Origin of the sequence: Micromonospora sp. NBRC 101691 (assembly GCF_030269285.1) — a bacterium.
GTDB classification, from domain to species: domain Bacteria; phylum Actinomycetota; class Actinomycetes; order Mycobacteriales; family Micromonosporaceae; genus Micromonospora; species Micromonospora echinospora.
Genome location: NZ_BSTB01000023.1, coordinates 98,995 through 122,179 on the forward strand (window position 1 = coordinate 98,995; position 23,185 = coordinate 122,179).

The following is a 23,185-nucleotide window of genomic DNA, read 5'->3' on the forward strand; positions in this document are numbered from 1 at the left end:
AGCCAGTCACGCCTTCAGGTGAAGCTCAGCCAACCGCAGAACACCTGTGGAGAAATCAGCCCAACCGCTTGCGGAAGTGGTCGATCGTGCGTCGGAGGCCGTCCTCGGGCGCGACCCGGGGCTCGTACCCGAGCAGGTCCCGGGCCAGGGTCAGGTCCGGCCGCCGCATCTCCGGGTCGTCGGCGGCACGGGTGACATAGGTCACCTCGGACGTGCTGTCCGAGAGCGACACGATCAGCTCGGCGAGCTGCCGCATCGACATCTCGTGCTCGGTGCCACAGTTGATCGGCCCGGTCTCGGTCGAGTCGAGCAGCAGCAGGATGCCGCGCACCAGGTCGTCGACGTAGCAGATGGAGCGCGTCTGCGCCCCGGTGCCGTGCACGGTGATCGGCTCGCCCCGCAGCGCCTGGGCGACGAAGGTGGGAATGGCCCGACCGTCGTCCGGCCGCATGCGCGGGCCGTACGTGTTGAAGATCCGCACGATGGCGACGTCCAGGCCGTGGCGTCGGTGGTAGGCCATCGTGGCCGCCTCCGCGAACCGCTTGGCCTCGTCGTAGACGCTACGGACGCCGATCGGGTTGACGTTGCCCCAGTACGTCTCCCGCTGCGGGTGCTCCTTCGGGTCGCCGTACGCCTCGGAGGTGGAGGCCAGCAGGAACCGGGCCCCGTCGGCGACCGCCCGGTCGAGCAGGTGCAGCGTGGCGACCGAGCCGACCCGGAGGATCTCGATCGGGATGGTGGCGAAGTCGGTCGGGCTGGCCGGAGACGCCATGTGCAGGATCGCGTCGAAGCGCTCCGCCAGCGCCGGGTGGTGGGTCGGCAGGCCGTCCGAGATGTCCGCCTCGACCAGCGTGAAGGTGGGGCGCTCGGCGAGGTGGGCGACGTTCTCCTTGGAACCGGTGACGAAGTTGTCCACCGCGACCACCGTGCAGCCGCGATCGAGCAGCACGTCGACCAGGTGCGACGGGACGAAACCGGCGCCGCCGGTGACGAGAATGCGGTGACCGGCACCGAAACGGGGAGCTACCTTCATGCCGGCCAGCCTACTCAGCGCTGCCGTTCCGCGCCGTGCCGCACGCCGGGGCCGGGTTGTTTGCAGGGGCCCCCTCCTACCGCATTTTGAGGAGGAGGGGACCCCTGCAACCGCCGGAGCGGTCAGCGACGAGCCGGACGACCTGATCTAGTGGGCGCCGGCCCCCGTCACGGCACGGACCTCCAGTTCGGCGTACTTGTCCTCGTCGCTCTCCTTCGAGATGACGGTGCCGAACCAGCCGCAGAGGAAACCGAACGGGATGGAGAGGAGCCCCGGGTTGGACAGCGGGAACCACTGCCAGTCGTGCTCGGGGAACATGGACGTCGGCTGCCCCGACACCACCGGCGAGAAGAAGACCAGCAGCACGGCCGAGAGCAGGCCGCCGTAGATGGCCCAGACCGCTCCGGAGGTGTTGAACCGCTTCCAGAACAGGCTGTAGAGGATCGCCGGCAGGTTGCCCGAGGCGGCGACCGCGAAGGCGAGCGCCACCAGGAACGCCACGTTCAGGTTCTGCGCATAGATCGACAGCAGGATGGACACCGCGCCGATGACCAGGGCGGAGAGGCGCGCGACCCGGACCTCCTGCCGCTCGGAGGTCTGCCCGTTGCGGAGCACGTTGGCGTAGAAGTCGTGCGCGAGGCTCGACGACGAGGCCAGGGTCAGCCCGGCCACCACCGCCAGGATGGTGGCGAAGGCCACCGCCGCGATGATCGCGAGCAGGGCCGCGCCGCCCAGGTCGCCGCCGAGGAAGTCCACGCCGAGCACCTCGGCGAGCTGTGGTGCGGCGGTGTTGCCCGCCTTGTCCTGGGCGGTGATCGCCTCACCGCCGACCAGCGCCGCCGCCCCGAAGCCGAGGGCCAGGGTGAGCAGGTAGAAGGTGCCGATGATGCCGATCGCCCAGAGCACGCTCTTTCGGGCCGCCTTGGCGGTGGGCACCGTGTAGAAGCGGATCAGGATGTGCGGCAGGCCCGCCGTACCGAGCACCAGGGCGATGCCGAGCGAGAGCAGGTCCATCTTGTTGTAGAACGTCTGGGTGGCGTTCCCGGCCACCTCGACGCCGTACCGGAGTCCCGGTTCGAGGAAGGCGTTGCCCTTGCCGGACGAGGCGGCGGCGTCACCGAGCAGCGCGGACAGGTTGAACTGGTACTTCGCCAGCACCAGCAACGTCATGATCAGCGCGCCGCCCATCAGCAGGAACGCCTTGACGATCTGCACGTAGGTGGTGCCCTTCATCCCGCCGACCGTGACGTAGATGATCATGAGGGCGCCGACCAGGATGATGGTGGCGACCTTGGCGGTGTCCGCGTCCATACCGAGGAAGGTCGTTCCCGGCCGGATGCCGAGCAGCAGCGCCACCAGCGCGCCCGCGCCGACCATCTGGGCCAGCAGGTAGAAGATCGACACGGTGATGGTGGAGGCTGCGGCGGCGGTCCGGACCGGCCGCTGACGCATCCGGAAGGCCAGTACGTCGGCCATCGTGTACCGGCCGGAGTTGCGCAGCAGTTCGGCGACGAGCAGCAGGGCCACCAGCCAGGCGACCAGGAAGCCGATCGAGTAGAGGAAGCCGTCGTAGCCGTACAGGGCGATGATCCCGGCGATGCCCAGGAACGACGCCGCCGACATGTAGTCGCCGCCGATCGCCATGCCGTTCTGGAAACCGGAGAAGGACCGGCCGCCGGCGTAGAAGTCGGTGGCCGTCTTGGTCTGCCGGCTGGCCCAGATGGTGATGGCGAGGGTGGCCGCCACGAAGACCAGGAAGAGGGCGATGGTCAGGTTGCGGGCGGTGGTGTCGACCGCCTCAGCCGCGAGCATCGTCGTCACGGGTCACCTCCCCGATCTCGGCACGGATCCGGTCGGCGACCGGATCGATCTTCCGGTCGGCGTACCGGGCGTAGAGCCAGGCGATCAGGAACGTCGAGACGAACTGGAGCAGCCCGAACACGAGCGCCACGTTGATGTTGCTGCCGAAGAGCTTCGTGCCCATGAAACCCCGCGCGTACGCGGAGAGGATCACGTAGAGCGCGTACCACAGGAAGAAGGCCACGGTCATCGGGAAGACGAAGCCGCGCAGCGCGCGGCGCAGACCGGCGAACTCGTCCGACCGCTGTACGGCGAGGTACCGCTCGCGGTTCGTCGGGGCGGGAGTCGGTGTGTCCGTCGACATCTGTAGATCACCACCTTTCGCAGGCGTGGGATGTTCCGCGCACCGTAGGGACGGTGCTTCCCGCCGGAAAAGGCAAAGATCGGTGCCGGTCGCTCGCTGCGCCGAACGGGCGATTGGCTGCGCCGAGTGACCTGGGTCACGTAGTTGAACGGTCGTCGTCGATCGCCGACCACCCACGCTCCCCGATCCGAGGGGGCGCGGTAGGGCCGGGTCCGTCGCCGGGGGTCAGCCGCCCAGCGTGCGGTACCGGCCCCGGTGGTGCAGCAGCGGCTCGGCCTGGTCAGGTGCCTCGGGCAGTTCGACCACCTCGACGGTCGCCTCGACCAGCAGCGCCCAACCGCACTCGCGGCTGCCGTCCAGTCGGCAACCCACCCAGCCGCCGGCGTCCGCCGGCACCGGACCGTACGGGGTGTCGACCCACTCGTCGAGGGCGAAGAGGCCGCCCGGAGACGGGAAGAGGCCCGCGAACCGGTCCGCGAGCTGTCGGTGCGTGGGGCCGAGGACCGCGACCGCGAACCGGCCCGCCTCCTCGGCCGCCGCCCACAGGTCGGCCTCCGGATCCACCAGCCCGAGCAGCCGGTCCGGCTCCCCCTCGGCGACCAGGGTCGACGAGACGGTCAGCCCGGCCGGTCCCGGCGCGGTCCACAGGGTGACCGGGGACGCCAGCCGTCCCCGCAGCCGGCGGACCGGTGACCGCTGCCCGGCCGGCGTGGCGAACGGATCGACGTGGTGGATCTCCGCGCCCGCTTGATGATTCACGTGAAACATTGTGACCCGGCCGGCGGCTCCGTGGGCCTCAGCGCTCGCCATCCGACCGGGCGGCGGCCACCACCACCGGGTCGGTGCAGCCGGCCGCGAAGCCGGCGATCCGGCGACGGATGTCCCGGCCGAGCAGCCACGTCCCGATCCGCTCCGCCGCCGGACGCAGGAACGCCGGACGACAGCGGAAGCTGTACCGCCAGGTGGCGACCGTGGTGTCCGGCTCGGGGCCGGGGGCGAACCGCCAGCCACCGGCGAACACCTCGAAGAACCACGGGCCCCGGACCATCTTCATCCCCACGTGGCTCGGCGGGACGTACGAGACGTACTCGCTGACCATGAGCAGCCCGTGCCGGGACCGGGTGACCGTGCGTACCCCCTTGCCGGGTCGGGTCGCCCCGTCGGCGAAGTGCTGCTCCCGGACGAACGGGTCCCACCGGTAGCGCACCGACCCGACGGTCTGCGACACGGCGAACGCCAGCTCCGGGGGCACGGGGACGGTGACGACCGATTCGACGACGGGCATCGGCCCATTGTGCCGCCGCCCCCCAACCCGGGCACCGGCCGGACGGCGGCTGACCAGCGGGGGATGCGGGTGGCCTCTATCGTGCCGGGCATGGCCCCTGTGACACCGCAGCAGCTCGCCAGCAGTCGACTCGTCATCGCGGAATCCGTGCTCCGGAACGAGGTGGACTTCCGCGGCTACCCGCACCGGCACCTCGCGGTCGTCACCCGGCCGCGGATGGCGAGCAGCTCCATCACCCAACTGCTGGAGGCCGTCGAGTACCTCTCCCACTTCGGGTGGGAGCTGGTCAGCGTCACCGGGGCCAGCGACAGCCGCATGCTCTACGCCTTCCTTCGCCTGCGCTGAGCGGAGCGCCCGGCCAGCACCACGCAGCCACGCGGCGGAGCGAGTAGCGCACCCGGTCAGCGGCGGGGGGTCACCGCCGTCAGCAACTCCGGGGCCCGGTTGTCGAGCACGTCACCGGCGAGGTACGCGCCGAGCAGCGCCGCGCCCAGGCCGTACCCGAGCCCGAGCGGCGCGGCCAGCCAGAGCCAGGCGTCGCCGAGCAGCGCCGCCGCGACCACCATCGGCACCGCCGCGACCGCCGAGCCGAGCATCGACACCAGGGTCAGCAGACCCTTGGTGATCCCGGCGCCGCTGTTCAGCGCGAAGGGGTTGCTCGTCTCCGGCAACGAGTACGCCCCCAGCACCGAGACGAACGAGTTGATCGCCAACCCCGCCCCGTACGTGGCGAGCAGGCTGCCCGCCATCACGCCCAGCCACGCCGGCCGGCCCAGCAGCACCGCCAGGACGACGGCGACGACGGCGAGCATCGGCAGCACGTACACCGAGAACGCGGCCATCCGGGCTTGCAGCTCCAGCCGACCGGGCACCCCGGCCACCACGTTGGCCGCGTACGCGCTGCCGTCGAAGCCGAACTGGTTGGCCAGCGTGACCGCGGCGAGCAGACCGACGAAGACCATCGAGACGCTGACCGTCACCGGGGAGGAGTCGGGGGTGGCCAGCTCCATGCCGTCCCCGGCCGTGAAGCTCGCCCCGCCGAAGTTGACCATCACCGGCACGAAGAGGCCGACCACCGCGATCGTGATCAGGTTGGCCCGCCGTCGGGCGTCCCGCCACCAGTAGCGGCACTCCCGGGCCACCAGCGCGCCGAACCGGTCCCGCCGGACCCAGCCCACCACCCGCGGGAAGAGCTGCGCGACCGCCCCGCCGACCGGGCCGCTGCGGGTCCTGGCCGGACCGGAGCTGACCGCCCCGACCATCGCCGACTCCAACGACCGGGACCACCACACCAGCAGCGCGCCGATGGCCGCCACGGTGATCAGCAACTTCACCGGGACCGCCCACGCCCGCCCCTCGGCCACGTCGATGCCGACCGTCCAGGGAGCGCCGAACGGGGTCCAGCCGACCACCCGGGCCACCCCGGCCAGCCGGTCCCAGTCGGCGTCCTGCACGGCGGCGAGCACCACCAGCTGCAACGGGCCGAGCAGCGCGGCGAGCACCGCGAGCAGCACGGCCGCCAGGTCGCGGACCCGCCGGGACCGCAGCATGGTGGCGAAGGCGCTGGTGATCGCCCGGCTGGCCGCCACGCAGAGCAGCAACCCGGCGACCACCCCGACGACGGCGGCCACGGCCGCCGCCGCACCACCGAGCAGGCCCGAGGTGAGCACCAGTCCGGTCATGGCGAGCAGGGTCGCCACCGCCGGCACACTGACCAGCGCGGCGGCGAACAGCCCGGTGACCAGGGTGCGCCGGGAGATCGGCAGCAGCGCGAACCGGGCCGGGTCGAGCGTCTCGTCCACGCCGAAGAAGACCAGCGGCAGCAGCAGCCAGCCGAGCACCACCAGCCCTCCGCCGAACGCGGCGGCCATCAGCGCGTACCGGGACTCGTCGGCCAGCCCGGGGGCGGCGAGCAGGAAGAACCCGGTGCCGGCGAACCAGAGCCCGGCGACCACGCCGCCGACGAAGAGGGCGATCCGCCAGCCCTGGCCCCGGAAGTTGTTGCCCATCACCCGCAGCTTGAGCCGGACGAAGTGGCGGGCCGACACCGGGCGGACCCGCTCGGCAGGCTCCGTCACCGCGACAGCCACGACAGCTCCTCGCCGGTGGCGGTGCGTCCGCCGACCACCTCCACGAAGACCTGTTCCAGCGAGCGCTCCCCGCGTACCTCGTCGAGGGTGCCGACCCGCTTGATGACCCCCTCGGCGAGGATGGCCACGTGCGAGCAGAGCCGCTCCACGACCTCCATGACGTGGCTGGAGAAGACCACCGTCCCGCCGCCGACGACGTACCGGTGCAGGATGTCGCGGATCAATGCCGCCGAGACCGGGTCGACCGCCTCGAACGGCTCATCCAGCACCAGCAGTCGGGGGCCGTGCAGCAGCGCGCAGGCCAGCCCGATCTTCTTCTTCATCCCGGCCGAGTAGTCGACCACCAGGGTCCGGCCGGCGTCGCCCAGGGCGAGCACGTCGAGCAGCTCCGCCGCGCGCTGGTCGACCACCGCCGGGTCCATGCCGCGCAGCAGGCCGTGGTACGCCAACAGTTCCGCGCCGCTGAGCCGGTCGAAGAGGCGTACGCCGTCCGGCATCACCCCGAGCAGCTGCTTCGCCCGGACCGGGTCACCCCAGACGTCCTGCCCGAGCACCCAGGCGCCACCGGCGTCCGGCCGCAGCAGGCCGACGGCCATCGACAGGGTGGTGGTCTTGCCGGCGCCGTTCGGGCCGAGCAGGCCGTAGAACGAACCGGCCGGGACGTCGAGGTCGACGCCCGCCACCGCGACCTTGGTGTCGAACCGTTTGGCCAGCCCACGCAGCTGGAGGGCCGGGTGCGCAGAAGTCATGACCCGAAACTATCCGCCGGACTCCACCTGACTCTCCTGCTCAGGGACGATCTCGACCTCCACCTCAGGGGACCGCCCTCACCCGGGCGGCTGACCCTGGTGGTCGACGGCGGTCACCGAAGCGCGGGCGCGGAGCACGCGTCCCACCCGTGTGACGAGCACCGCGAGGCAGCCCAGCGCCCCGACCGTCAGCAGCAGCGTGACCGTCGGATACAGGTAGACGGCCTGGAGCCAGGAGATGTCCATGCCCCGGTAGAGGTAGCTCACCACCCGGTGCAGCCAGCCCAGGAGCGGCAGGGGAAGCAGGTACGGCAGCAGCCGGACGAGGGTGGTCAGGCCCGGTCGACGCCGCTCCGCCCAGCGGCGGGACCGCCGGACGCCCCGGACGGCCAGGAACCCGGTGCCGATCGTGAGCAGGAGCAATCCGACGTCGATCAGGACCAGCGGGGTGGACGAGGGGGCCGGGGACACCGGACGGCCCTCGATCAGGTCGACGAGACGCGCGCCGAGTTCGGGGGCGTCCCCGTACTGGCTTCCGGCGTTCGCGAGGACCACGACGCCGTACCCGCTGGCCGGGAGCAGGGCCTGGTACGCGGTGACGGTGATCAGGCCACCCGTGTGGTCGACCAGTGGCGCGCCGGACGGCGTCTCGCCGATGGTCCAGCCCAGACCGTACGAGCCCGTCGCGGGGCGGCGGTGCGTCTCGGCCAGCGCGGCAGCGGAGACCACCGGTGTGCCGTCCGGTCCGCGTCCGCGGTCGTTCTGGGCGACCAGCCAGGCGGCCATGTCGTGCGCGGTGCTCAGCACCCCGCCCGAGCCGGCGCCGAAGGCCGGCGGTTCCGGCAGGGCGACGGCCGTCCCGGCGACCATCCGATGGCCGCGGGCCTCGGGCGGCAGGTCGTCGGCGGTGGCGCCGGTGCGGCTGTCGGTCATCCCGAGCGGCCGGAACACGTGTCGGCGCAGGTAGTCGTCGAACGGCCGGCCGTCGACCACCTCGACGAGCCGGGCGGCGACCTGGTAGTTCGGGTTGTGGTACTCGAACCGGGCGCCGGGGGCCGCCGCCAGCCGGGCGGTCCGCAACGACGCGACCACCTCCCGGAGCGTCCGCCGGGTGGGCCCGCTGAACGGCCGGTACGTCGTGTCGGACATGCCGGAGGTCTGGTCGAGCAGGTGGCGCACGGTGATCGCGGTGGCGCGGTCGTCGGCCATGGTGAACTCCGGCAGGTACTCCCGGACCGGCGCGTCCAGCCGGACCCGCCCGGCGTCCACCAACTGCATCACGGCGAGCGCGGTGACGGACTTGCTGAGCGAGGCGACGGCCATCACCGACCGGTCGGTGACCGGAGTCCCGGTCGCGGTGTGCCCGTACCCGGCGGTGCGTACCACCTCGCGACCCCGGGTCACGGCGACCGCGATCCCCGGGATGCCGGTCGCTTCGCGGTACGCCCGGACGACGGAATCGATCGAGGCGGCGTCGACCGGGGGAGCGGGCGCGTGGACGGGGGCGGCCGGGACGGCGAGGACGAGGGCGGCGAGGGCACGGATCAGCACCGTCCGAGCCTGGGGCGCGACCGGGTCGCCCCGCATCGGACCGTGGTCCGAGGCGACACCGGAGCGACGTCGATACGGTTGGTCCCGTGGCACCACCGGCGAGGACTCTCGCGCCCGTTCCGCCCCGGCTCTGGCGGTGGGCCTGGATCGCGGTCGACGCGCTGGCCGCGGCGGCCGTGGTGGCCGCGGTGGTGCTGATGAGACCCGCCTCGGGCTGGTGGGTGTGGTGCCTGGCCGGGCTGCTCGGGCTGCCGCTGGCGGTCCGCCGGTGGTGGCCGGTGCCGGTCCTCGTCGTGGTGCTGCTGACCACGGCCACCGCGCTGGTCGTGGGGATCGGCGTCGAGATCGTCGTGTACGTGGTGGCGGCGGCGCTCTACCCGGTGGCGCTGTCGTCGGCCCGGGCCGCCGCCTGGGGCCTCGCCGCCGCGCTCGGTGGCGTGCTGGTGCCGGGTCTGGTCGACGCGTTCGTGGCCGGGTTGCCGATCGTCCCGGCCCGGGAGGGCGTGGAGTCCTTCTCGACCACGCCGCTGACGGTGACCGGCTACGGCACGGCGGTCGTCGCCGCCTCGTGGGCCCTGGCCTGGGCGGTCCGCACCCGGCGGCGGCACGCCAGCCAACTCACCGATCTGCGGGTCGCGCGGGCGATCGCCGAGGAACGGCTGCGCATCGCGCGGGACGTGCACGACGTGGTGGGCCACAGCCTGAGCCTGATCACCATGCAGGCGGCGGTCGCGAACCACCTGGGCAGCGGACGGGAGGCCGCGTTGCGCACGATCGAAGAGGCGAGCCGGAGCGCGTTGGCCGACGTCCGGACGGTCCTCGGCGGGCTGCGCGAAGAGGACAGCGGTGGCGCACCGGGCCCGGTCGACCTGGACCGGCTGGTCGAGGAGACCCGGGCAGCCGGCGTGGCGGTCACCGTCGACCGGGCGGACCTGTCGCGCGTACCGGCCGGGGTGCGGACCTCGGCGTACCGGATCGTGCAGGAGGCGTTGACGAACGTACGCCGCCACGCCCGTGCCACCCGGTGCCGGGTCACGGTCGCGGCGACCGACGGCGAGCTCAGCCTGACCGTGGTGGACGACGGCACGACGCCCCGGCGGACCGACCGACCCGGTCACGGGTTGCTGGGCATGCAGGAACGGGCCACCCTGCACGGCGGCAGCCTGTCCGCCGGACCCGAGCCGGACGGTGGGTTCGCCGTCCGGGCGACCCTGCCCTTCCGGACATGACCACCGCTGCCGTCCGGGTCCTGCTGGCGGACGACGAACCGCTGTTCCGGGGCACGGTGAGCCGGCTGGTCGACGCGACCCCGGGGCTGGCGGTGGCCGGCGAGGCCGGCACCGGCCGGGCGGCGGTCGCGCTCGCCGCGGCCCGCCGGCCCGACGTCGTCGTCATGGACGTACGGATGCCCGACCTCGACGGCATCGCCGCCACCGCCCGGATCACCGCCGTGGCGGACCCCCCACGGGTCCTGGTGCTCACCGCGTTCGACCTGGACGACCACGTCTACCGGGCGTTGCGGGCCGGGGCGAGCGGCTTCGTCTTCAAGGACATCACCCCACCCCGGCTGGTCAACGCGATCCGGACGGTGGCGGCCGGCGAGTCGCTGCTCGCGCCGAGTGTGACCCGGCGGCTCATCGCCGGCCACGTTCCCCGCCTGCCCCGGCGTCGGCTCGACGGGGTGACCCCACGCGAGCACGAGGTGCTCGCGCTGGTCACGCGGGGCCTGTCCAACGACGAGATCGAGGCGACCCTGCACATCAGCCGGGGCACTCTCAAGACCCACATCGGTAGCCTGCTCGCCAAGCTGGCGGCCCGGGACCGGGCGCAACTGGTCATCGCCGGGTACGAGGCCGGCCTGGCCGACCCCTGACCGGTTCCCCTACAGCCGCAGGGCCTCGGGGGTGTGCAGCCGGAGCATGGTGGTGGCGACGTCGGCGGGGAGACGGCGGCGGGAGGCCACCGAGACCGCCACCATGACCGTGAACGCGAGCGGCACCGTCCAGGCGGCCGGCTGGGCGATGAGCGTCGCGGGCCACCCGGTCAGGGGTGGGCCGACCACGGTCAGCAGCACGGCGGTGACCGCCGCCCCGCCACCGGTGAGGATGCCGGCGGCGGCCCCCACGTCGGTCAGTCCCCGCCACCAGATGCCGAGCACCAGCAGCGGGCAGAAGCTGGACGCGGCCACCGCGAAGGCGAGCCCCACCACCTGGGAGACGTCCATCCCCGAGACGTTGAGCGCGAGCAGCGCCGGTGCCGCCCCGGCGATCACGGTGGCCAGCCGGAAGCCGCGGACCGAGCCGCGTCCGAGGACGTCGGTGGAGATCACCCCGGCGACGCTGGTGAGCAGCCCGGAGGAGGTGGAGAGGAACGCCGCGAACGCCCCGGCGGCGACCAGCGCGGCGAGCAGCCGGCCGGTCACCCCGTCGCCGAGCGCGGCGCCGGGCAGGAGCACCACCACCGCGTCGGTCTGCCCGGTCACCAGCAGTTGCGGGGTGTAGACCCGGCCGAGCACCCCGTACAGGGTGGGCAGCAGGTAGAAGGCTCCGACCAGGGCCAGCACCACCAGGGTCGTCCGCCGGGCCGCCGCGCCGTCCGGGTTGGTGTAGAAGCGCACCAGCACGTGCGGCAGCCCCATGGTGCCGAGGAAGGTGGCCAGGATCAGCGAGTAGGTGGCGAACAGTCCCCGGTCGTCGTCCCCGGCGGTGCTCGGCAGCAGCCAGTCGGCGGCGTTGGTGACCACACCGGAGACCGCCGGCACCGGGTCGCCGGCCGCGAAGGCCAGTTCGTCGCCGGGGCGTACCTCGCGGGTGGTGCCGTCGGCGAGCGTGAGGGTCGCCGGATGGTCGACCACGACGGTGGTCGCGGTCCGGAACGCCGGTCCGTCGGGCGGGGTCACCTCGGGTCGGCCGTCGGCCTGCCACTGCAACACCAGGAAGATCACCGGTACGGCGAGCGCGGTCAGCTTCAGCCAGTACTGGAACGCCTGGACGAAGGTGATCGCCCGCATCCCGCCGAGCGCCACGTTCGCGATGACCACCACCGCGACGACCAGCGCTCCGACCGGGTACGGCGAGCCGGTCAGCGTGGTCAGCGTCAGTCCCGCCCCCTGGAGCTGCGGCACCAGGTAGAGCCAGCCGATGAAGATCACGAAGACGGTGGCGAGCGCCCGCAGCCGGCGCGAGTGCAGCCGCAGCTCGCAGAAGTCCGGCAGGGTGAACGCCCCGGACCGGCGCAGCGGGGCGGCCACGAAGAGCAGCAGCGCCAGGTAGCCGGCGGCGAAGCCGACCGGGTACCAGAGCACGTCGACGCCGTACTTGAGGATCAGCCCGGCGATGCCGAGGAAGGAGGCCGCGGAGAGGTACTCCCCGCCGATCGCGGCGGCGTTCCAGGTCGGGCTGACCGCGCGGGAGGCGACCAGGAAGTCGGAGGTGGTCCGGGCCACCCGCAGCCCGTAGAAGCCGATGGCGAACGTGGCCAGGGTGACCGCCACGATCGCCGGGACCACGTAACCGTTGTCCACCTCAGCGCTCCGGCCGCTGGACGAGGTCGGAGAAGTCCTGCTCGTTCCGTTCGGCCAACCGCACGTACGCCCAGCCGACCGCGACCAGGAACGGGAAGGCGGCCACCCCGAGCAGCAGCCACGGCAGGTTGACGCCCGCGACGGTGACCCGGCCGACCGCCGGCGCGATGGCGAAGAGCCAGGGCAGCCCGCCGAGTCCGACCAGCACCACCACGGCCAGCCGCAGTGCCAGCGCGAGCTGGGCCCGGACCAGGCCCCGGACCAGCGCCTCGCCGACCCGGGTCTGCTCGGTCAGCTCGCTGCGGGTGCGGTCGGTGCCCCGCCGGGACACCTCGGCGAGCACGATCCGCGTTCGAGGCTCCGGTCGCCGGGGTGGGGGTACGGGGTCGGTGGGGGCGGCCACTGACGCAGTCTCACCGTCTCCACCCGGATGTCAAGACCGGACGGCATCCGGGCCGGCTGTGCACAACCTGTGGACAACCGGCCCGGAGCCTGTGGAAAACCCGGTCAGCCTGTGGACACCACCAGGTCGGCGGTGAGCGTCCCGGTGGTTGGCACGGTGAACCGCGCCAGCCGGCGGACGCCGTCCGGGTCGACGACGGTGTACCTGCCGGCGTGGTAGCGCCCCTCGATGCCGACGTTGTAGGTGAGGTAGACCCGCTGCCCGCCGAGCGCCGTCATGCTGAACCGGCCGTTCTCGACCGCGCTCCGCCCGACGACGTCACCGGTCTCGACGTTGTGGGCAGCCACGTACCCGTCGGTGAAGGGCTTCCCGTCCGGGGTGGTGAACGTGCCGCTGACCGTGCTGCCGGTCCGCATGGCCACGTCGTACGTGGCGGTGGTGCCGCTGGTCACGGTGACCGGCGTCGCGGTGTAGCGGTTGACCGAGTTCCCGGACCACTGGTGGGGGAACGGGTGACCGGCGAACACCACCGGCCAGGCGTACGGGCCCAGCCGCTCCAGGGTGTAACGGCCGTTCTGGTCCGTCGTCGCGTCGTCCGTGCCCAGCCAGGGATGACCGGTGAGCACGGACACGTCCACCCCACCGGCCGGCGTGCCGGTCGTCGCGTCGGTGACCACTCCGGTGATCTTCCCGGCCGGGTCCAACCGGACCTGCGGACCGGCCACCTCGGTGCCGGCCGTGGCGGTGACGGTGACCGCCTGCCGCTCGTCACCGGTCCCCCCGGTCGCCCCGACCCACTGCCGGCCGTACGCGGTGTTCCGAGGGAACGCGAAGAGCCGGTACGTTCCGGTCACCAGGGGACCGATCCGCATCCGGCCGGCGCTGTCGGTGCATTCACCGAAGCCCTCGGGCAGGGCGGCCTGCTTGGGCAGCATCGCCGCGACGCAGACCCGCGGGACCGGGGTGCCGGTCTGCGCGTCCACGACGGTCGTGGTGATCACCGCGCCGGGACGCATCTTCGGCGCGAGCCGGGTGGTCCGGTCCGCCACCACCCGCACGTCGGCCAGTTCCCGCTGGAAGTACCGCAGGTCAGCGGTGTACAACGAGATGTCGTGCCGGCCCTCCGGCAGGCCGGTGACGGTGACCTTGCCGGTGCCGTTGCTGCAGACCGACCTGGCGCAGAAGTTGGCGACCGGGGCACCGGTCACCGAGTCGACAGCGGAGATCTCCACCGAGCCCTCGCCGAGCAGGCTCTCGGCGACGGTGGTGCTCTGCCCACCCTGCACGGTCACCACGTCGGCGTCCTCGTGGGTGAGCTTGCCCCGGTAGAACTGCTGCCGGTCACCCACGTAGAAAGCGATCTTGTAGGCCCCGGCGAGCAGCGCCGGCACGCTGAACGCTCCGTTGGCGTCGGTCTGCGCGTCCACCGCTCCGTACATGTTCGCGGTGTTGACCGACACGTGCGCCTCGGCGACCGGTTGGCCGGCCGCGTCGGTCAGCGTGCCGGAGAGGCTGCCGGTCGGCAGCACGGTCTCGTCGACCACGATCTCCGCCCCGGCGGTGACCGCGTACCGGCCGGCCGCCTCCTGGTCGAGCTTGCCGGGGACGTACTGGCTCTGCCAGATTCCCTCGATCGGCTGGAAGGAGATCCGGTAGGTGCCGGCCAGTACGCCCATCCGGTACCGCCCGTCCGGGTCGGTCCGGACGTGGCTCCGGACGTACGTGTCCACCTCGACGGCCTCGATCAGCAGATCCGACACCGGGGCGCCGGCGGCGTCGCGGATCTGGCCGCTGACCGTGCCGGTGGCGAACAGTTGGTCGTCCGCCGTGGTGGTGTCGCCCGCCGTGACGGTCACCCGGTCGGCGTCCCAGGGGGTCGACTTCTGCCGGTAGTACTGCTCGGGAGCGTCGGAGGGGTGGAAGCCGACGGCGTAGCTGCCCGGGGCCAGGTCGGTGACGCTCCAGTTGCCGTTGGCGTCGGTGCTGGTCGAGCCGGCCCCGAAGAAGTCGGGGGTGTAGACGATGACCAGGGTGTCGGCGGCTCCGGCCCCGGTGCTGGTGGTCAGCCGTCCGCTGACCGTTCCGGTCTCCGCCGCCTGCGCCGGGAGTGCCCCGGGTGCGAGCAGGGACGCGGCGACGACGCCCACCAGGGCGACGCGACGCGTGAGGGACAGTCGCATGTGTGTCCAAACGTGAGGGTGGTGGGGCGCCCGCGCAGCACGACGCCGCACCGACCCCGCGCCCCGTACCGGATCGGCACCGGGAGCATAGGCGGTCGGCTATCTCTGGCGACTCCACTTTTCGGCCGGGTACGTGACGGCCCTGACCTGTGGGAAGCCGGCGACGCCTGTCGGTGATTCGACAGATGTCGGGCATGGAGCCATCCGCCGACTCTTGGCAGAGTTTGCCCCTATAGGCACTACCGTCTGTCGATTGCGTCGAAGGGAGCAGATCATGCGTCACGGTCGCAGCGTTCTCGCACTCGTCCTGGCCCTGGTGGTCGTCAGTGGTGGGTTGGTCGTCACCACCGGGTCACCCGCACAGGCCGCCGTCTCGTGCTCCGGGACCGTCACCTACAGCAGGACCTACGGTCCGGGCGAGTTGACGATCTTCTACAACAGCTCCAACGGCGGTACGAACAGCGCCTGCTTCTACCACAAGGGTGCCGCGTACGGCGTCTCCGCGCCGACCTACGTACGCGCCTACCGGTGCACCGAGCGGTCCGGCGAGGGGCAGCCGTGCACGATCGCGGTCAGCTCCAGTGCCGACTCCGGCAACTACGCCTACTACGCGGGACCGCGCGGCGTCACCGGTGCCGCGAACTACTGCGTCGCCGCGGTCGGCTACATCGACTGGCAGGGCTACCGGTACCAGATCAGCAGCGGACGACAGGGCTGTTGACCCGGCTCGCCCGGCGGCCGTCCGAGGATGGTCAGCGGTTCCAGTCCTGCTTGGCGGCGCGGACCAGCCGGTCCTTCAGCTCCCGGGTGTGCCGGCGGCTCACCGGCAGCTCGGTGGAGTCGACCACCACCACGTAGCCCGAGTTGACCAGCCGTAGCTCGGCGATCAGCCGCAACTGCACCAGGTACGACCGGTGGATCCGGACGAAACCGGCATCCGCCCAGCGGTCGGCGAGGGTGGAGAGCGACACCCGGACCAGGTGCGACCCGTCCGCGGTGTGCAGCCGGGCGTAGTCGCCCTGCGCCTCCACCCACCGCACCGCCGAGCGGGGCAGCATCCGGGTCGTCCCGGCCAGCTCGACCGGGATGGTCGGATCGTCCTCGGCCCGGGCCAGCGCGGCCGGGTGGCTCGGCACCACCCGCGCCCCGATCACCCGGCGCAGGGCCTCGGCCAGCCGTTCCGCGCGCACCGGCTTGCGGACGTAGTCGGTCGCGCCCAGGTCGAAGGCGTCCGCCGCGCCGTCGTCGTACGCGGTGACGAAGACGATCGACGGGGGGCGGGCGAAGCGGCGCAGCACCCGGGCCAGCTCCATGCCGTCCAGGCCGGGCATCCGGATGTCCAGGAACACCACGTCCACGTCGTCGTCGCGGAGCACCCGCAGCGCCTCGGTGGCGTCCGAAGCGGTGTGCAGCCGGGCCACCCGGGGGTCGGCGCGCAGGTGGTACGCCAACTCGTCAAGCGCCGGGGGCTCGTCGTCGACCGCCAGCACCCGCAGGAACCCGCCGGTCACGAGCCGGCCCGGACGCCGGGGTGGAACTTCGGGATCCGCATGCTCACCTTCGTACCCGAGCCGAGGCCGGTCTCCACGACCAGGCCGAACCGGTCGCCGAAGGCCGACCGGAGCCGCTCGTCGACGTTGGAGAGTCCGACGTGCTGTCCGGAGTCGTCCCCCGGCCCGCCCGAATGACCCGAACCGCCCGGATGTCCGGTCCCGCCGGAGCGCCCCACGCCGTCCGGCTCGCCGGCCGGCCCGGCCAGCTCGGCGATGCCGGCGGTCAGGGTCGCCGGGTCCATTCCCACGCCGTCGTCCTCCACGGTGATGTGGCACTCGGCGCCCGCGTCCCGGGCCTCGATGCTCACCATGCCCGTGCCGGGCTTGCGGGACAACCCGTGCCGGACGGCATTCTCCACCAGCGGTTGCAGACAGAGGAAGGGCAGCGTCACCGGGAGTACCTCCGGGGCGATCTGGAGCCGCACCTGGAGACGGTCGCCGAACCGCGCGCGCTCGATGGTCAGGTAGCGGTCGATCGAGCGCAGTTCCTCGGCCAGCGTGGTGAACTCGCCGTGGGCCCGGAAGGAGTACCGGGTGAACTCGGCGAACTCCAGGATCAGCTCCCGGGCCCGCTCCGGGTCGGTGCGGACGAACGAGGCGATGGCGGTCAGCGCGTTGTAGATGAAGTGTGGGCTGATCTGTGCCCGTAGCGCCCGGACCTCGGCCCGGGCCAGCCGCTCCCGGGACGAGTCCAGCTCGGCTAGGGCGAGCTGGTCGCCGGCCCAGTCGGCGGTCTCCAGGGTGGCCTGCACCAGCCCCGGTGCCGGAGCCTCGTCGGCGACCGCCACCAGCGCCCCGACCACCCGCCCGTCCGGGCCGCTGAGCGGGGCGACCACCGCACCGCGTACCGGGCAGTCGACCCGGTCGCAGTGCAGTTCCACCTCGCCGAGCACGGTCGAGCGGCCGGCGGCCACCGCCTTCCGGGCCGCCGCGCGAAGCTGGGCCGCGTGGTGCGCGCCGCGCCCGTCGAGGGCGAGCAGGTCGTCCCGGTCGGCCAGCGCCAACCCGACCGCGCCCACCAGGGCCCGCAGGTGACGGACGGCCTTCGCCGCGCCGGCCTCGTCCAGCCCGGTACGCAGCGGGGCGGCGGCCAGCCCGGCGGTGTGCAGCACCTCGTACGTGGCCCGCTGGCTGGCGGTGGCGATGCCCCGGCGGGCGCGCAGCCGGCCCACCCCGAGCAGGGCGGCCACCAGCGCGGTCACCAGCGCGACGACCGCGAGCACCTCGGGAACGTTGCCGCTCACCCGATGATCCTGTCCGGTCGGGGCACCACCCGCCAAGCCCCTACCGCCGGCAGCGGTCAGTACGCGCCCTTGCGGGCGAGCACGACCCCGACGGTCCGCCAGAGAATGCTCAGGTCGTACGCGAGCGACCAGTTGTCGACGTAGTACAGGTCGAGTCGGACCGCCTCGTCCCAGGAGAGGTCGGAGCGGCCGGAGACCTGCCACAGACCGGTCATTCCGGGCCGGACCAGCAGTCGACGCCGCACGTCACCCAGGAAGTCACCGTCGTCGGCGGGGAGCGGGCGTGGCCCGACCAGGGACATCTCGCCCCAGAGCACGTTGATCAGCTGGGGCAGCTCGTCCATCGAGGAGGCGCGCAGGAACCGACCGACCGGGAAGACCCGCGGGTCCTCCTTCATCTTGAAGAGCATGCCGTCGGTCTCGTTCTGGTCCACCAGGCTGGCGAGCCGGTCCTCGGCGTCGACGTACATGGTGCGGAACTTCCAGACCCGGAACGTACGCCCCTCGTGTCCCACCCGGGGCTGCCGGAAGAAGACCGGTCCCGGGTCGGAGATGCGGATGGCGACCGCGATGGCCAGGAAGACCGGTGCGAGGACCAGCAGTCCCAGCCCGGCCGCCACCCGGTCCATCAGGTTCTTCATCAGCAGCGCCGGGCCGGAGAGGGTCGGCTCCTCGACGTGCAGGAGCGGCAGGCCCTCGATCGGGCGGATGTGCACCCGGGGCCCGGCGATGTCGGTGAGCTGCGGCGCGACCACCAGGTCGACCCCGGAGCCCTCCAGTTGCCAGGCCAGCCGGCGCAGTTCGCCCGGCTCGGAACTGGCCGAGCCGCAGACCGCGATGGTGTCGCCGCCGACCTCGCGGACCAGGGCGAGCACGTCCCGGCCGGCGTAGACCGGCACCGGGGTCTCGATCCCCCGGACCGCCGCGTAGCCGTCGGTGACGTGGATGGCGACCGGCACCAGACCGGCGGCCGGGTTACGGGTGACCGCCGCGTAGACCTCCAGGCACTCCGGCAGGGTGCCCACCAGCACCATCCGGTGCGCCGCCTGGCCGGCCCGTCGCCGGACCCCGTGCAGGGCGAACCGGGCCACCATCCGACCGAACAGGATCAGCACGGCCGCGCCGAGCAGCGCGGTGCCCACCGTGTACCGGGAGAGCTGGGTCACGGTGGCGAAGGCCAGGAACGACACGCTGGCGGCCACCGTGACGGCCGCCCGCATCACCCGCTTGAACTCCTCCGGACCCAGACCCAGGTAGCGGCGGTCGTAGGCCCGGTTGCTCCAGAGGATGACCACCCAACCGAGCGGGAGCAGCACGAACGACACCGTGTGGAACCAGGTCGGGTCGTTCTCGGCCTCGGTGAAGCCGGAGGCCGCCTGGTCGAAAAGCTGGATGGCGATCCAACTGGCCAGGGCCGCCGCCCCGAAGTCGAGCAGCAGGAGGAGGAGGGTGTAGGGCCGGTGCCAGCGGGACACCCGGCGGCTGGCTCTCGCCCACGCCAACCGGGGTACGCCGTTGTGCGACGACGGCGTCGGCGGCTGGATCTCGAAGCTGTCGACGTGCCGCACGATTCTGCTCCGGCCTTCGTTGTCCACCGGGCGCTGGAGGCTTGTCGTCACCTCAACTGTGTCCTCCCGCATGACACGCGCCGCCCACACAGTGAGGGGCCCGGTCGCCCACCGTTACCAGTCTCCCACGCGAGCCCCCACACCGCCGTCGACCCTGTGGAGATGACGACGGTGTTGGGACCGGGATCCGGCCGGCTCCGATCAGCGGGAGCCGGGGACCGAGCCACTATACCGATGGATCGGGGCAGGGGTAGAGCCACGCAGCCGACGGTGGGGAACCGGGTGGGTGATCTTGATACCTCTGTCCGTTCTGCCGTCACTCAGCGTACGATCCGGGACAACCTTCGGTCAGCGAGCGGCTTGCCGCCGGTCTGGCACCCGGGGCAGTACTGGAGGCTCGAATCGGCGAACGCGACCTCCCGCACGGTGTCTCCGCAGACCGGGCAGGGCAGCCCGGTCCGGGCGTGCACCGCCAGCCCGGAGCGCTTCTCCGCCTTCAGTTCCGCCGCCCGCTGACCCACCGAGCGGGTCACCGCCTCCCCGAGCACCCGCCGGGTCGCTTCGTGCAGGGCGGTGATCTGCGCGTCGGTCAGCCGGTCGGTCAGCGCGAACGGCGAGAGTTTCGCCGCGTGCAGGATCTCGTCGGAGTAGGCGTTGCCCACCCCGGCCAGCACCTGCTGGTCGGTCAGCACCCCCTTCACCTGGCCCCGCCGGCTGCGCAGCCGTTCGGTGAAGGTCGCCAGGTCGGCGTCGAGGGCGTCCGGGCCGAGCCGGGCCACCCCGGGCACCTGCGCCGGATCGGTCACCAGGTACGCGGCCAGGCTCTTCTGGGTGCCCGCCTCGGTCAGGTCGAAGCCGGAGCCGTCGTCGAGGCGTACCCGCACGGCGATCGGCCCCTTGCCGGGACGCAGCGGCGTGGCGGAGGGGAACGACTCCCGGTGGTGCAGCCAGCCGGCGCGGGCCAGGTGCACCACCAGGTGCAGGTCACCGTCGAACACCACGTCGAGGAACTTGCCGTGCCGGCGGGCGTCGGTCACCGCCCGCCCGACCGCCGCGCTCGACGGCGGGTCGTACGTCTTCAGGGCGCTGATCGCGGCGATCTCCAGCCGCTCGACGTGGTGCCCGACGGCACGTCTGCGCAGGTGATCGGCGAGCGCTTCCACCTCGGGTAGCTCCGGCACTCCTCAACGGTAGCCTTGACACCCGTGAGCGTGAGGAATGAGCTTGCGAGTCCCGCAATCGCGAACAAGAGGCTGGCCCCGTGAAAATCGTGGTGGCGCACAACCGGTACCGCCAGGCCCAGCCCTCCGGTGAGAACACCATCGTCGACGCGGAGATCGCCCAGCTCACCGCGGCGGGGGTGGAGGTGCTGCCGTTCATCCGCAGCTCCGACGAGATCCCCACGATGCCGAAGACGGCCAAGGCGCTGCTGCCGATCTCGCCGATCTACGCCCCCCGCGCCCAGCAGGAGCTGAGCCGGCTGCTCACCGAGCACAAACCGGACGCACTGCACCTGCACAACCCGTACCCGCTGCTCTCGCCCTGGGTGGTGCGGACCGCGCACAAGCACGGGGTGCCGGTGGTGCAGACGGTGCACAACTACCGGCAGGTCTGCTCCTCCGGGGTCTACTTCCGCGACGGCGCGATCTGCCAGGACTGCAAGGGCAGGGCGCTCGGCGTGCCGGCGATCCGGAACCGCTGCTACCGGGGCTCGACGGTGCAGAGCGCCCTGATGGCGACCACCCTGGCCGTGCACCGCCCCACCTGGCGCTCGGTGGACCGGTTCGTCGCGCTCACCTCCCAGATCGCCACCCACCTGCGCGAGTACGGCATCCCCGCCGACCGGATCGTGGTCAAGCCGAACGGCATCCCCGACCCCGGCCGCCCCGCCCCGCTCGGCGAGGGCTTCTTCTACCTCGGTCGACTCTCCCCGGAGAAGGGCCTCGGCCTGCTGCTCGACGCCTGGCGGCGGCACCCGGACGGCGCACTCGGCCCGCTGCGCATCGCCGGGGACGGTGAACTGCGCCACCTCGCCGAGCAGGCCGCCGCCGAGCGGTCCGACGTGACCTACCTCGGCTCGTTGGACCGGGACGGCGTCCGGGCGGTGATGGCGCAGAGCGCCGTGGTGATCGCCGCCTCGCTCTGGCACGACGTGCTGCCGACCGTGGTGATCGAGGCGATGGCGAGTGGCCGGCCGGTGCTCGGCACCGACCTGGGCGGCATCCCGTACCTGGTCGGCGCGGACGACCCGGCCGGCATGGTCGGCTGGGTGGTGCCCGCCGACCCGGCCGCCATGGCCGCCGCCCTGCCGACGGCGGCAGCCGGTGCCGCCGCCCTCTCGGCCCCCGCCCGGCTGCGCTACGAGCGCACCTTCCACCCCGACGTGGTCACCAAGCGCCTCATCGACGTGTACGCCTCGCTCCGCTGAAGCCTTCCGGGCAGCTTGATCAACTCAAGTTGCGGCATCTCGGGCTCTTCTCCTGCTCGGAGACCCCGAGATGCCGCATCTCGTTCGGGCGTCCCCTACGGACGACCCGGCTGGAGTGGCAGCCAGAGGGTCGGCCAGAGCCGCCGGAGCAGGTCGGCGTCAGCCGTTGAACGCGGCGAGGGTTTGGGCTACGACGCGGAACAACCCCGACCCTCGGGTTGTCCGCCCGGTCGGTGACGATCTCCGCCTTGCCTTCCATCCGCTGATGACGCACGACAGTTAAGCCGACGGCTGCGTCCCACCGCTGGCGGTGCGCCGAACGGAGCCGAGGATCCTTTGCGCACTTGACAAACAGATGTGCGAAACGTCCTCAATAGTTAGTTTCGCCCAGGCCCGTCTGTGCCACGATGGCTCGACCACCGGCTTTAAGCGCCAGCAGCGACCCGGCCCAAAAAACGGCCCCGAAGGGGCCGTTCCTGCCGTATCTCTCGGCGTCGTATGACCCCACCATACACGCAGTAGAAGACCGAATGGTGTAAATCCGGGCACAAAGCACTGTGGTTCCATGTCATCGAGTTGGTGCGCCCGCTCCGTCCGAAGGACGACGTCAAGCGCATTCGCTGCTTCTCCGCGATCGTGAAGGGCGAGCCGACGGCGGCTCAGAACCAGATCGACTACATCGAGGCACTCACTCAAAGACGGGGCGGCCCAAGCAGGGCGATCCCCTGGGTAGTGCAGCTAGCTCCTGTCACGACGAACCAGCGGAGGGTTCCCCGGCGCGGGCTGACGACCACCCCGCCGAGGAGTGGGGGCGGGAGTGGAGACCTTCCGCAGGCCGGCTTGTTGGACGAAGAGTTCTCGTCGGGCGACTGCGTCGCCCTTCTTGTTCAACTGGTACCCGTCGAGCCACAGCCATCCGTCGAACGTCGGCCGGTCGAGGACGCGGATGAGCCGGAACATGATCGGCGTAACGAACTGGACGCTGGCGGCGCGGGTGAGATGGAGCAGGTCACCGGCCCTGAGTCGGACTACCGCTGGTGGAACCGGTACCACGCCGTGAGCCGCGTTCGCGCGATCTGGACGTCCTGGCACCAGCCGCTTTCCGTGCAGTGCGGGCAGCGGTGGTGTCGGTGGTATTCGAGCACGTACCAGGCGGTCTGGATCGCCTGCGGCGTTCGTCTCGCCGTCATGACCGGTACCCCGCCCGGTGTTCGCCGGCGAGGGTCAGCAAGGGCCGCTCGGGCAGGTAGGTCACCGGGTCGACCCCGATCGCCCGGTACGCGGCTGTGTCAACGCCGCCTCAATCGTGACCACCGTGGTCCGGCTGAAACTGGACCACCTTGGTTTGGTTGATCTTTAGTCGTTGGTCTTGCTGGCTGCGGGGACGCGGCCGAGGTCGCGGTCCTTGAGTCGG

General features: G+C 72.1%; 20 protein-coding genes and 1 pseudogene. 5 read left to right on the top strand and 16 right to left on the bottom strand.

What is annotated here, in order from left to right:
- Positions 1–55: 55 nt before the first annotated feature.
- The 5 genes and pseudogenes from QSK20_RS27760 to QSK20_RS27780 form a co-directional block, all read right to left on the bottom strand.
- Positions 56–1,033, bottom strand: coding sequence for an NAD-dependent epimerase/dehydratase family protein (locus QSK20_RS27760; protein ID WP_285791561.1), 978 nt, complete (start codon positions 1,031–1,033; stop codon positions 56–58).
- Between the two features lie 147 nt (positions 1,034–1,180).
- Positions 1,181–2,854 (bottom strand): monocarboxylic acid transporter, encoded by a 1,674-nt coding sequence (locus QSK20_RS27765; protein WP_285791562.1) that lies wholly within the window; start codon positions 2,852–2,854, stop codon positions 1,181–1,183.
- Positions 2,832–3,197, bottom strand: coding sequence for a DUF485 domain-containing protein (locus QSK20_RS27770; RefSeq protein ID WP_285791563.1), 366 nt, complete (start codon positions 3,195–3,197; stop codon positions 2,832–2,834). The genes QSK20_RS27765 and QSK20_RS27770 overlap by 23 nt, the downstream gene beginning before the upstream one ends.
- A 225-nt stretch (positions 3,198–3,422) precedes the next feature.
- A pseudogene (locus tag QSK20_RS27775) lies at positions 3,423–3,980 on the bottom strand (flavin reductase family protein); the annotation flags it as partial.
- A 13-nt stretch (positions 3,981–3,993) separates the two neighbouring features.
- Entirely contained in the window at positions 3,994–4,482 is a 489-nt protein-coding gene (locus tag QSK20_RS27780) for an SRPBCC family protein (RefSeq protein ID WP_285791564.1), read from the bottom strand.
- Positions 4,483–4,572: 90 nt separating this feature from the next.
- On the opposite strand from QSK20_RS27780, the gene QSK20_RS27785 reads away from it, so the two are divergent.
- Positions 4,573–4,827, top strand: a complete 255-nt coding sequence (locus tag QSK20_RS27785) for a hypothetical protein (RefSeq protein ID WP_285791565.1) — start codon at positions 4,573–4,575, stop codon at positions 4,825–4,827.
- 56 nt (positions 4,828–4,883) lie between these two features.
- Here the strand turns inward: QSK20_RS27785 and QSK20_RS27790 are convergent, their stop codons facing one another.
- The 3 genes from QSK20_RS27790 to QSK20_RS27800 all read right to left on the bottom strand — a co-directional run bounded on the left by QSK20_RS27790 (position 4,884) and on the right by QSK20_RS27800 (position 8,872).
- On the bottom strand, positions 4,884–6,572 hold the full coding sequence (locus QSK20_RS27790; protein WP_285791566.1) for an ABC transporter permease: 1,689 nt from the start codon (positions 6,570–6,572) through the stop codon (positions 4,884–4,886).
- Positions 6,557–7,321, bottom strand: a complete 765-nt coding sequence (locus tag QSK20_RS27795; RefSeq protein WP_285791567.1) for an ABC transporter ATP-binding protein — start codon at positions 7,319–7,321, stop codon at positions 6,557–6,559. The genes QSK20_RS27790 and QSK20_RS27795 overlap by 16 nt, the downstream gene beginning before the upstream one ends.
- 78 nt (positions 7,322–7,399) lie before the next feature.
- Entirely contained in the window at positions 7,400–8,872 is a 1,473-nt protein-coding gene (locus QSK20_RS27800) for a serine hydrolase domain-containing protein (RefSeq protein WP_285791568.1), read from the bottom strand.
- Between the two features lie 86 nt (positions 8,873–8,958).
- Between QSK20_RS27800 and QSK20_RS27805 the strand changes: the two genes are divergently transcribed.
- Together QSK20_RS27805 and QSK20_RS27810 are read left to right on the top strand one after the other, a co-directional pair.
- Positions 8,959–10,101 (top strand): sensor histidine kinase, encoded by a 1,143-nt coding sequence (locus QSK20_RS27805; protein WP_285791569.1) that lies wholly within the window; start codon positions 8,959–8,961, stop codon positions 10,099–10,101.
- Positions 10,098–10,745, top strand: a complete 648-nt coding sequence (locus QSK20_RS27810) for a response regulator (RefSeq protein WP_285791570.1) — start codon at positions 10,098–10,100, stop codon at positions 10,743–10,745. Before QSK20_RS27805 ends, QSK20_RS27810 begins: the two co-directional genes overlap by 4 nt.
- A gap of 9 nt (positions 10,746–10,754) precedes the next feature.
- Here the strand turns inward: QSK20_RS27810 and QSK20_RS27815 are convergent, their stop codons facing one another.
- From QSK20_RS27815 to QSK20_RS27825, 3 genes are all read right to left on the bottom strand, one after another.
- Positions 10,755–12,395: a sodium/solute symporter gene (locus QSK20_RS27815; protein WP_285791571.1), complete on the bottom strand. Its 1,641-nt coding sequence runs from the start codon at positions 12,393–12,395 to the stop codon at positions 10,755–10,757.
- Between the two features lies 1 nt (position 12,396).
- Positions 12,397–12,798 carry a hypothetical protein gene (locus QSK20_RS27820; protein WP_285791572.1) on the bottom strand — a complete coding sequence of 134 codons (402 nt, stop codon included), beginning with the start codon at positions 12,796–12,798 and terminating at the stop codon, positions 12,397–12,399.
- A 104-nt stretch (positions 12,799–12,902) separates the two neighbouring features.
- Positions 12,903–14,978 carry an MSCRAMM family protein gene (locus QSK20_RS27825; RefSeq protein WP_285791573.1) on the bottom strand — a complete coding sequence of 692 codons (2,076 nt, stop codon included), beginning with the start codon at positions 14,976–14,978 and terminating at the stop codon, positions 12,903–12,905.
- A gap of 274 nt (positions 14,979–15,252) precedes the next feature.
- On the opposite strand from QSK20_RS27825, the gene QSK20_RS27830 reads away from it, so the two are divergent.
- On the top strand, positions 15,253–15,699 hold the full coding sequence (locus QSK20_RS27830) for a hypothetical protein (protein ID WP_285791574.1): 447 nt from the start codon (positions 15,253–15,255) through the stop codon (positions 15,697–15,699).
- 31 nt (positions 15,700–15,730) lie between these two features.
- On the opposite strand, the gene QSK20_RS27835 is transcribed toward QSK20_RS27830, so the two are convergent.
- From QSK20_RS27835 to QSK20_RS27850, 4 genes are all read right to left on the bottom strand, one after another.
- Positions 15,731–16,489 carry a LytR/AlgR family response regulator transcription factor gene (locus QSK20_RS27835; protein WP_088981453.1) on the bottom strand — a complete coding sequence of 253 codons (759 nt, stop codon included), beginning with the start codon at positions 16,487–16,489 and terminating at the stop codon, positions 15,731–15,733.
- Positions 16,486–17,775: a histidine kinase gene (locus tag QSK20_RS27840; RefSeq protein ID WP_285791575.1), complete on the bottom strand. Its 1,290-nt coding sequence runs from the start codon at positions 17,773–17,775 to the stop codon at positions 16,486–16,488. Before QSK20_RS27840 ends, QSK20_RS27835 begins: the two co-directional genes overlap by 4 nt.
- A gap of 56 nt (positions 17,776–17,831) precedes the next feature.
- Positions 17,832–19,343 (bottom strand): sugar transferase, encoded by a 1,512-nt coding sequence (locus QSK20_RS27845; RefSeq protein WP_285791576.1) that lies wholly within the window; start codon positions 19,341–19,343, stop codon positions 17,832–17,834.
- 320 nt (positions 19,344–19,663) lie between these two features.
- On the bottom strand, positions 19,664–20,524 hold the full coding sequence (locus QSK20_RS27850; RefSeq protein WP_285791577.1) for an Fpg/Nei family DNA glycosylase: 861 nt from the start codon (positions 20,522–20,524) through the stop codon (positions 19,664–19,666).
- Positions 20,525–20,604: 80 nt separating this feature from the next.
- Here QSK20_RS27850 and QSK20_RS27855 point away from each other — a divergent pair, with 80 nt between their 5' ends.
- On the top strand, positions 20,605–21,771 hold the full coding sequence (locus QSK20_RS27855) for a glycosyltransferase (protein WP_285791578.1): 1,167 nt from the start codon (positions 20,605–20,607) through the stop codon (positions 21,769–21,771).
- A gap of 738 nt (positions 21,772–22,509) precedes the next feature.
- Here the strand turns inward: QSK20_RS27855 and QSK20_RS27860 are convergent.
- A complete protein-coding gene (locus QSK20_RS27860) occupies positions 22,510–22,824 on the bottom strand; it encodes a hypothetical protein (protein WP_285791579.1) in 315 nt (104 codons plus the stop codon).
- Positions 22,825–23,185 lie beyond the last annotated feature (361 nt).